Origin of the sequence: Pseudoroseomonas cervicalis ATCC 49957 (assembly GCF_000164635.1) — a bacterium.
GTDB classification, from domain to species: domain Bacteria; phylum Pseudomonadota; class Alphaproteobacteria; order Acetobacterales; family Acetobacteraceae; genus Pseudoroseomonas; species Pseudoroseomonas cervicalis.
Window position 1 is genome coordinate 1 of sequence record NZ_GG770932.1, and the last position, 3,118, is coordinate 3,118.

Here is a 3,118-nt window from a genome sequence, read left to right on the forward strand (position 1 = left end):
TCGCGCCTCAGCCGGCCAGGCCCCGGCCGCGCAGCAGCGCGGCGCTGGAGGGCGGGCGCCCGCGGAAGGCGATGTAGAGCGCCATTGGATCCTCGCTGTCGCCGGCGGAGAGCAGCGTCTTCAGCCGCGCGGCGACCGCCGGGTCGAAGGGGTCGCCCGCCTCCTCGAAGGCCTCGAAGCCATCGGCGTCCAGCACCTCGGACCAGAGGTAGGAATAGTAGCCGGCGGCATAGCCCTCGCCGGCGAAGAGGTGCTGGAAATGCGCCGGGCGGTGCCGCAGCCCGATCTTCGGCGGCATGCCGATCTCCGCCAGGAAGGTCTTTTCGAAGGCCTCGATGTCGAGGCTGGCCGGGTCGGGATGGCGGTGCAGCGCCAGGTCGATCAGCGCCGAGGACACATATTCCACCGTGGCGAAGCCCTGGTTGAACAGCTCCGATTCCTTCAGCCGCGCGATCATCGCCTCCGGCATCGGCGTGCCATCCTGGTGGTGCAGCGCGTAGCGGCGCAGCATCTCCGGCAGGCCGATCCAGTGCTCGTAGATCTGCGAGGGCAGCTCGACGAAATCGCGCCGCACCGCGGTGCCGGATTGCGCCGGGTAGCGCACCCGGCTCAGCAGCCCGTGCAGCGCATGGCCGAATTCGTGGAACAGCGTGGTGGCGTCGTCATAGCTGAGCAAGGCCGGCTCGGCGCGGGCGAAGTTGTTGTTGTTGACGACGATGGCGGAGAGGGGCGTGTCCATCGCCTCCTGCTCGCGATAGCTGCTCATCCAGGCGCCGGAGCGCTTGTCCGGCCGCGCGAAGGGATCGGCCAGGAACAGGCCGACATGGCCCTGCTCGTCCCGCACCTCATGGATGACGACATCCGGGTGGTAGGTGGGCAGGTCGGGGCGCGGCACGAAGCGCAGCCCGAACAGGCGGGAGGCGGTGTCGAAGGCCGCCTGCTGCATCCGCGCCAGCGGCAGATACGGCTTCAGCGCCGCCTCGCTCAGCGCGTAATCCTCCTGCCGCACGCGCTCGGCGTAGTAGTGCCAGTCCCAGGCCTCCAGCGGGCCGTCGAAGCCGTCCTGCCGGGCGCGGGCCAGCAGCCGGTCGCGCTCCTCCGCGGCGCGCCTCAGGGCGGGCTGCCACACTTCCCGCAACAGGGCCTCGGCCGCGGCGACGCTGCCGGCCATGCTGTCGGCCAGGCGGAACTCGGCGAAATCCCGGTAGCCCAGAAGCTTCGCCCGCTCGGCCCGCAGCGCCAGGATCTCCGGCAGCAGCGGGCGGTTGTCCTGCGCGCCCGCGTGATAGCCGCGCGCGGTCCAGGCCGCATGCGCCTGGCGGCGCAGGGCGCGGTCGGGGCAGAGCGCCAGGAAGGGCTCCAGCAGCGAGCGGGAGAGGGTCAGCGCATGGCCAGCCAGCCCGCGCGACGCGGCCGCCTGGGCCAGCCCCTCGCGCAGGAAATCCGGCAGATCCGCCACGGCCGCCCCGGGCAGCGGCAGGCACCAGCTGCGCTCGTCCTGCAGCACGTTCTGGCCGAAGCGCGTGTAGAGGCCGGCCAGCCGCTCGGTGATGGCGGCCATGCGGGCGCGGCCCGCCTCGGGCAGGGCCGCGCCGCTGCGCAGCCGCGTCAGGTGCAGCCGCTCCAGCAGCCGGAACTGGTCGGGGTCGAGGCCGAGGCTTTCGCGCTGCCGGTGCAGCGCGTCGATGCGGGCGAAGAGCGCCGGATCGAGGGCCACCGCCATGCGGTGCTGCGCCAGGCGCGGCGCCCAGTCGCGGTCCAGCGCCTCCAGCGCCGCGCCGCCCAGGCTGACCACCAGATTGCCGAACAGGTCGCTGACCCGGCGCAGGGCGCGGCCGCTGCGCTGCAGCGCCTCCACCGTGTTGGCGAAGCCGGGCGGGGCCAGGTCCTGGGCGATGGCGGCGATCTCGGCGCGGTGCTCCTCCATCGCCGCCGCGAAGGCGGGCGGGAAGTGCTCGGGGCGGATGCGGTCGAAGGGCGGCAGGCCGAAGGCGCCGTCCCAGGGGGCGAGCAGGGGGTTGTCGGACTCCATGGCCGGATCGGCGCAGATCGCCGCGGCAGGGTCAAGGGGCCAGGGTGGCGGCCCGCCTCAGGCGGGCAGCACCTCGCCCCGGCAGGCGCCGAAGCCGATCGGCACGAAGCCTTCCCGCTCGGCCCGCGCCGCCAGCACCACCACATCGCCATCCTCCAGGAAGCGGCGGGTCTCGCCGGAGGGCAGCGTGATCGGCGCGGCGCCGCCGCGGGTGATCTCCAGCAGGCTGCCCAGCCCTTCCGGCCCCGGGGTGGAGATCGTGCCGCTGCCGAACAGGTCGCCCGGCCGCAGGTCGCAGCCATTGCTGCTGTGATGCGCGACCAGCTGCGCCACGGTCCAGTACATGTGCCGCGCATCGGAGCGCGCCAGCACCATGGGCGGCACCCCGGCCTCGCGCATCGCGGCACTTTGCAGCGTGACGCTGAGGCCGAGCGCCAGCGCGCCGCCCTGCTGGTCGGCCGCGTCCCACAGATAGGGCAGGGGGGCGGGGTCGTCCGCCGGGCGCGGCGGCTGGGGCACGCGGAAGGGCGCCAGGGCCTCGGGTGTCACCACCCAGGGGGAGATGGTGGTGGCGAAGCTCTTGCCCAGGAAAGGGCCGAGCGGCTGGTATTCCCAGGCCTGGATGTCGCGCGCCGACCAGTCGTTCAGCAGGCAGTAGCCGGCGACGTGATCGGCGGCCTCGCCCACCGGGATGGGCGCACCCGGCGCGTTGCCGGGGCCGATCCAGATGCCGAGTTCCAGCTCGTAGTCGAGCCTTTCGCTGGGGGCGTAGCGCGGCGCGACCTCGGAGGCGGGCTTGAGCTGGCCGCGCGGCCGGCGCGGATCCACCCCCACCCGCACCGAGGAGGCGCGGCCGTGATAGCCGATCGGCACGTGCTTGTAGTTCGGCAGCAGCGGGTTCTCGGGGCGGAACAGCCGGCCGACATTCTCGGCATGGTGCAGCCCGACATAGAAATCCGTGTAGTCGCCGATGCGCGCCGGCAGCAGCAGCGTGCAATCGGCGGCCGGGCGCAGGCAAAGGCGGGCGCGCGCCTCCGCCGCGCTGCCGCGCGCCAGCAGCGTGGACAACGCGGCGCGCAGTGCCCG

At 73.5% G+C, this 3,118-nt stretch carries 2 protein-coding genes; both read right to left on the minus strand.

The features are described 5' to 3' along the window. Window positions 1-7: 7 nt before the first annotated feature. Window positions 8-2,032, minus strand: a complete 2,025-nt coding sequence (locus HMPREF0731_RS20485; protein WP_007006138.1) for a M3 family metallopeptidase — start codon at window positions 2,030-2,032, stop codon at window positions 8-10. A gap of 57 nt (window positions 2,033-2,089) precedes the next feature. Then, a partial coding sequence (gene fahA / locus HMPREF0731_RS20490; RefSeq protein WP_007006139.1) for a fumarylacetoacetase occupies window positions 2,090-3,118 on the minus strand: 1,029 nt, incomplete at its 5' end.